The 6,363-nt window shown below is 64.6% G+C and carries 5 protein-coding genes; all 5 read left to right on the plus strand.

Going from position 1 to position 6,363, the window contains the following annotated elements:
• Positions 1-43: 43 nt before the first annotated feature.
• The 5 genes from urtA (at position 44) to urtE (ending at position 6,105) form a co-directional block, all read left to right on the plus strand.
• Positions 44-1,378 carry an urea ABC transporter substrate-binding protein gene (urtA, locus tag DY468_RS13500; protein WP_164605316.1) on the plus strand — a complete coding sequence of 445 codons (1,335 nt, stop codon included), beginning with the start codon at positions 44-46 and terminating at the stop codon, positions 1,376-1,378.
• A 132-nt stretch (positions 1,379-1,510) separates the two neighbouring features.
• On the plus strand, positions 1,511-3,085 hold the full coding sequence (gene urtB, locus DY468_RS13505) for an urea ABC transporter permease subunit UrtB (protein ID WP_164605324.1): 1,575 nt from the start codon (positions 1,511-1,513) through the stop codon (positions 3,083-3,085).
• 169 nt (positions 3,086-3,254) lie between these two features.
• Complete coding sequence (urtC, locus tag DY468_RS13510; RefSeq protein ID WP_164605317.1) at positions 3,255-4,421, plus strand: urea ABC transporter permease subunit UrtC; 1,167 nt, start codon at positions 3,255-3,257, stop codon at positions 4,419-4,421.
• Between the two features lie 4 nt (positions 4,422-4,425).
• Positions 4,426-5,190, plus strand: coding sequence for an urea ABC transporter ATP-binding protein UrtD (gene urtD, locus DY468_RS13515; RefSeq protein ID WP_164605318.1), 765 nt, complete (start codon positions 4,426-4,428; stop codon positions 5,188-5,190).
• A 219-nt stretch (positions 5,191-5,409) separates the two neighbouring features.
• On the plus strand, positions 5,410-6,105 hold the full coding sequence (gene urtE / locus DY468_RS13520; protein WP_164605319.1) for an urea ABC transporter ATP-binding subunit UrtE: 696 nt from the start codon (positions 5,410-5,412) through the stop codon (positions 6,103-6,105).
• The last annotated feature ends 258 nt before the right edge of the window (positions 6,106-6,363 follow it).

The raw sequence follows: 6,363 nt of genomic DNA on the forward strand, positions 1-6,363 counted from the left end.
GTTGGGGCCGCGCATCATGTCTGCGTCAGGGAGATGACACCTCATGCGTATTGAAACAAAGCGTCTTGGAGCGACGCCGATCAGCCGCCGCAAATGGCTGGCTGCGGCGGCCGGCCTGGTTCTCGGTCTGTCGGCATTCGGTCCGGCGCGGGCGGCTGACGACACCATCAAGGTCGGCATTCTGCATTCGCTGTCGGGCACCATGGCGATCAGCGAAACGACGCTCAAAGACGTGATGCTGATGCTGATCGACGAGCAGAACAAGAAGGGCGGCGTGCTCGGCAAGAAGCTCGAGGCCGTCGTCGTCGACCCCGCCTCGAATTGGCCGCTGTTCGCCGAGAAGGCGCGCGAGCTGATCACCAAGGACAAGGTTTCGGTGGTGTTCGGGTGCTGGACCTCGGTGTCGCGCAAGTCGGTGCTGCCGGTATTCAAGGAGTTGAACTCGATCCTGTTCTATCCGGTGCAGTACGAAGGCGAGGAGAGCGAGCGCAACGTGTTCTACACCGGCGCCGCCCCGAACCAGCAGGCGATCCCGGCGGTCGACTACCTGATGAAGGAAGAAAAGGTGAAGCGCTGGGTGCTGGAAGGCACCGACTACGTCTATCCCCGCACCACCAACAAGATCCTCGAAGCTTACCTGAAGTCGAAGGGCGTCGCCCCCGAAGACATCATGGTCAACTACACCCCGTTCGGGTTCTCCGACTGGCAGACCGAAGTTTCCAAGATCAAGACCTTCGGCTCGGCCGGCAAGAAGACGGCGGTGGTCTCGACCATCAACGGCGACGCCAACGTGCCGTTCTACAAGGAACTCGGCAACCAGGGCATCAAGGCCACCGACATCCCGGTGGTGGCGTTCTCGGTCGGTGAAGAAGAGCTCGCCGGCATCGACACCAAGCCGCTGGTCGGCCATCTCGCCGCCTGGAACTACTTCGAGTCGATCAAGACCCCGGAGAACGAGAAGTTCATCAAGGACTGGCACGCGTTCACCAAGAACCCGAAGCGCACCACCAACGACCCGATGGAAGCCCATTACATCGGCTTCAACATGTGGGTGAAGGCGGTCGAGAAGGCCAAGTCGTTCGATCCGGACAAGGTGATCGAAGCGCTGCCCGGCATCAAGCAGGCCAACCTGACCGGCGGTACCTCGGAAATGCTGCCGAACCACCACATCACCAAGCCGGTGTTTATCGGCGAAATCCAGGCCGACGGCCAGTTCAACGTCGTGTCGCCGGACGATCCGAAGAAGGCCAAGCTGGTGCCGGGCGACGCCTGGTCCGACTATCTGCCGGGTTCGAAGGACCTCGAAGCCGACTGGGTCAAGCTGAAGTGCGGCAACTACAACACCGTCACCAAGAAGTGCGGCGGTCAGGGCACCTGATCTCCTGCCCACCAGTTGCAATCGACCGGGCGGCGCTGTCGCCGCCCGGTTCTCCTCGACGACGACCTCGTTCATCCTTGCCGGGATAATTCAGTGTCATTGATCCATCTGTCGCGCCTGCTGTTCGCCGCCATGGCGATCGCGTGGGTCGCCGCCGCAACGCCGCCGGCGTTCGCAGGTCCCTATGAGGACGCCGTGGCGCAATTCGCCGAGGGCTCCTTCGCCGATTCCGAGGAGGCAGTCGGCAAGCTGGTCGCATCCGGCAATCCGCGCGCCGCGGACATCATCACCGCGCTGCAGGACGGCCGCCTTTACAAGGACGAAGACACCAAGCTGGTGTTCATCCAGGCCGCCGATGGCAAGATCAGCAACGCAGCCACCGGCGAAGCGGTCGCCGCGCTGCCGGACAATGCCAGCAAGGTCCGCCTCAACAACAAGCTGCGGCGCACCGTCGAGGCCGCGATGGCCGGTCTGACGCTGCTGTCGCCCGATCTCGATAAACGAGTTCAGGCCGCGCAGCAGGTGTTCAAGAGCCACGACGAGACCATGCTGCCGACCGTCGAGGCCGCTCTGAAGGCCGAGAAGAACGCGGCCGCCAAGCAGGCCTTCGCCGAGGCCCGCGCCGCGATTCTGCTGTTCAAGTCCGACGCCGCCGATCCGGCCAAGCTGGACGCTATTGCGGTGATGAAGGCGCGGGGCGATCAGGACGCGTTGGCTCTGCTCACGGCGATGCCGACAGAGCAGAGCGCCGCTGTCACCAATGCCGTAGCCGGCGCCAAAGCGTCGATCGAGCGGAGCCTGGCGATCTGGTCGCTGGTGCAGAACGGCTGGTACGGGCTGTCGCTCGGTTCGGTGCTGCTGCTCGCCGCGATCGGCCTCGCCATCACCTTCGGGGTGATGGGCGTCATCAACATGGCGCACGGCGAAATGGTGATGCTCGGGGCCTACACCACCTTCGTGGTGCAGGAGGCAATCCGCACCCATTATCCGGCGCTGTTCGATTATTCGCTGCTGATCGCCGTGCCGCTGGCGTTCCTGGTTGCCGGCGCGATCGGCGTGCTGATCGAGCGCAGCGTGATCCGGTTTCTTTACGGCCGTCCGTTGGAGACGCTGCTTGCCACCTGGGGCATTTCGCTGCTGCTGCAGCAGGCGGTGCGCACCATCTTCGGCGCTAACAACCGCGAAGTCGGCAATCCGAGCTGGATGAGCGGCGCGTTCGACATCGGCCAGATCACCATCACCTACAACCGCCTCTGGATTCTGTGCTTCACGCTCGCGGTGTTCGCGCTGCTGCTGGCGATGCTGCGCTACACCTCGCTCGGCCTGGAAATGCGCGCGGTGACGCAGAACCGCCGGATGGCGGCGTCGATGGGGATCGCGACCTCGCGGGTCGACGCCCTGACCTTCGGCCTCGGCTCCGGCATCGCCGGCATTGCCGGCGTGGCGCTGTCGCAGATCGACAACGTCTCGCCGAACCTCGGCCAGAGCTACATCATCGACAGCTTCATGGTGGTGGTGTTCGGCGGCGTCGGCAATCTGTGGGGCACGCTGGTCGGCGCGTTCTCGCTCGGCATCGCCAACAAGTTCCTGGAGCCGTTCGCCGGCGCGGTGCTCGGCAAGATCGCGATCCTGGTGCTGATCATCCTGTTCATCCAGAAGCGCCCGCGCGGTCTGTTTGCGCTGAAGGGCCGGGCGGTGGAGGCATGAGGATGATTGGAATGCACAGCATCTGCTGCGCGTCGCAGCCTGACTCCCTCTCCCGCTTGCGGGAGAGGGCTGGGGTGAGGGCTCTTGCCACAAGCTCAGTGCTTGTGGACCCCCACCCCCGACCCCTCCCCGCAAGGGCGAGGGGAGCACGTACCTGGGGTGAATGCCGATGACCCCGCACATCCTCACCCGTTCGCTCGATCGCGGCGCGGCGCTGTTTCTGGTGGTGCTTGCCGCGCTTGGAGTCCTGCTGCCGCTGCTCAATCTGCTGACGCCGGAATCCTCGGCGCTGCATGTGCCGACCTATCTGATCTCGCTGTTCGGCAAATATGTCTGCTACGCCATCCTGGCGTTGTCGATCGACCTGATCTGGGGCTATTGCGGCATCCTCTCGCTCGGCCACGGTGCGTTCTTCGCGCTCGGCGGCTACGCGATGGGCATGTATCTGATGCGCCAGATCGGCAGCCGCGGCGTCTATGGCAATCCGGTGCTGCCGGACTTCATGGTGTTCCTGAACTGGAAGGAACTGCCGTGGTACTGGTACGGCTTCGACATGTTCTGGTTCGCGGCCGTGATGGTGCTGCTGGTGCCGGGCCTGCTCGCCTTCTGCTTCGGCTGGCTGGCGTTCCGTTCGCGCGTCACCGGCGTGTATCTGTCGATCATTACGCAAGCGATGACCTACGCGCTGCTGCTGGCGTTCTTCCGCAACGATTTCGGCTTCGGCGGCAACAACGGCCTGACCGACTTCAAGGACATCCTCGGCTTCAATATCCAGTCCGACGGCACCCGCGCGGCGCTGTTCCTGCTGAGCTGTCTGGCGCTGGCGATCGGCTTCCTGATCTGCCGGGCGGTCGTCACCTCCAAGCTCGGCAAGGTGCTGATCGCGATCCGCGATGCCGAAAGCCGCACCCGGTTCCTCGGCTACCGGGTCGAATCCTACAAGCTGTTCGTGTTCACGCTGTCGGCCTGCATGGCCGGCGTCGCGGGCGCGCTGTACGTGCCGCAGGTCGGCATCATCAATCCGAGCGAATTCGCCCCGGCCAACTCGATCGAGGCGGTGATCTGGGTCGCGGTCGGTGGCCGCGGCACGCTGGTCGGCGCCGCGCTGGGTGCGATCGTCGTCAACTACGCCAAGACCGTGTTCACCTCGGGGCCGCTGGCGCCGTATTGGCTGTTCATGCTCGGCGCGCTGTTCGTGGCGGTGACGCTGCTGCTGCCGAAAGGCATCGTCGGCACCGTCAATGCGTGGCTGGACTCGCACAAGCCGCCGCCGACCGACGCCGCCGACAGCGCGGCGCGGGAAGACGGCGTGATCCAACCGAAGCCGGCGGAGTGACGTCATGAGCATGCTCGAAACCCGCTCGACCTCGGCGATGCTGTATCTCGACGGTGTCCACGTCTCGTTCGACGGCTTCCACGCCATCAACAACCTGTCGCTGACGCTGGAGCCCGGTGAGATGCGGGCGATCATCGGCCCCAACGGCGCCGGCAAGACCACGATGATGGATATCATCACCGGCAAGACCAAGCCGGACAAAGGCGAGGTGGTGTTCGACGGCACCGTCGACCTCACCAAGCTCGACGAGACCGAGATCGCCAAGCTCGGCATCGGCCGCAAATTCCAGAAGCCGACGGTGTTCGAAAGCCAGACCATCGAGGACAATCTGTTGCTGGCGCTCAACGTCGATCACAGCGTCCGCGGCACGCTGTTCTGGCGGCGGAGCAACGACGAGAGCGAGCGGATCGAGCGCGTGCTCGACATCATCCGCTTGCGCGACGCCCGCGACCGGCTCGCCGGCTCGCTGTCGCACGGCCAGAAGCAGTGGCTGGAGATCGGCATGCTGCTGGCGCAGGACCCAAAGGTGCTGCTGGTCGACGAACCGGTCGCCGGCATGACGGACGTCGAGACCCAGCAGACCGCAGAGCTGCTGCGCGAGATCAACAGCCACGACAAGACCGTGATGGTAGTCGAGCACGACATGACCTTCGTGCGCGAACTCGGCGTCAAGGTGACCTGCCTGCACGAAGGCACCGTGCTGGCCGAGGGGACGATCGACGACGTCTCGGCGAACGAGCGCGTCGTCGAAGTGTATCTAGGGCGGTGAGGATGATTCTTGCTGGGTTGTTTCTCGCGCCGTCTCCCCACGCTGCACCGTCATCGCCCGCGCAGGCGGGCGACCCAGTATTCCAGGGAGCCGCGTGTTCACCGCAGCGCTGCGGCGTACTGGATCCCCCGCATGCGCGGGGGATGACGACTGTGGGCGGGATGACGGCCGGGCAAAGTACGCCGGCTCTTGCTGAACCTACATATTGAGGACGAGCCCATGCTCACCGTCGACAACATCAATCTCTACTACGGCGCGGCGCAGGCGCTCCGGGGCGTGTCGATCGCGGCGGAGCCGGGGAAGGTGACCTGCGTGCTCGGCCGCAACGGCGTCGGCAAGACCAGCCTGCTGCGTGCGCTGGTGGGACAGCAACCGATTGCGTCCGGCGCGATCACCTTCGACGGCACCGACATCTCGCATCTGAAGCCGTATGAGAGGGCGCGACGCGGCATCTCGCTGGTGCCGCAGGGGCGTGAGATCTTTCCGCTGCTGACGGTGGAAGAAAATCTCAAGACCGGCTACGCGCCGCTGAAGCGCGCCGATAAGTCGATCCCCGACGATGTGTTCTCGCTGTTTCCGGTGCTGAACTCGATGCTCGGCCGCCGCGGCGGAGACCTTTCGGGCGGTCAGCAGCAGCAACTCGCGATCGGCCGCGCGCTGGTGATGCGGCCGAAGCTGCTGCTGCTCGACGAGCCGACCGAAGGCATTCAGCCGTCGATCATCAAGGACATCGGCCGGGCGATTTCGTATTTGCGCAATCTCGGCAACATCGCCATTGTGCTGGTCGAACAGTATCTCGATTTCGCCTGCGAACTCGGCGACAATTTCGCGGTGATGGATCGCGGCGCAGTTAAATACACCTGCGACCGCGCCAGCCTCGACCCCGCAGAGATCAGCCGGCAGATGGCGCTGTAGGACGGCTTTTGACTCATCAGTTTCGGCATACCCACGCGCGCCTCTCTTCACCTCTCCCCGCGCGCGGGGAGAGGTCGATCGGCGTCGCGCAGCGATGCCGATGGGGTGAGGGGGCGCTTCCGCAGAGCAGAGAGCCTGCGCCCCGCGTCGCCCCTCACCCCAACCCTCTCCCCGCAACAGCGGGGCGAGGGGGCGCGCTGCCGTTGTGGCGCCGCCGCGGATACTCGGCATGATCGCGACCGATACCAGCCTCATCAC

The organism is Rhodopseudomonas sp. BR0M22 (genome assembly GCF_010907035.1).
GTDB lineage: Bacteria > Pseudomonadota > Alphaproteobacteria > Rhizobiales > Xanthobacteraceae > Rhodopseudomonas.

What these genes read in the sequence shown, in the direction of transcription:
- urtA (WP_164605316.1), top strand. Translation starts at nt 44, where the DNA reads ATGCGTATTGAAACAAAGCGTCTTGGAGCGACGCCGATCAGCCGCCGC.
- urtB (WP_164605324.1), top strand. Translation starts at nt 1,511, where the DNA reads ATGGCGATCGCGTGGGTCGCCGCCGCAACGCCGCCGGCGTTCGCAGGT.
- urtC (WP_164605317.1), top strand. Translation starts at nt 3,255, where the DNA reads ATGACCCCGCACATCCTCACCCGTTCGCTCGATCGCGGCGCGGCGCTG.
- urtD (WP_164605318.1), top strand. Translation starts at nt 4,426, where the DNA reads ATGAGCATGCTCGAAACCCGCTCGACCTCGGCGATGCTGTATCTCGAC.
- urtE (WP_164605319.1), top strand. Translation starts at nt 5,410, where the DNA reads ATGCTCACCGTCGACAACATCAATCTCTACTACGGCGCGGCGCAGGCG.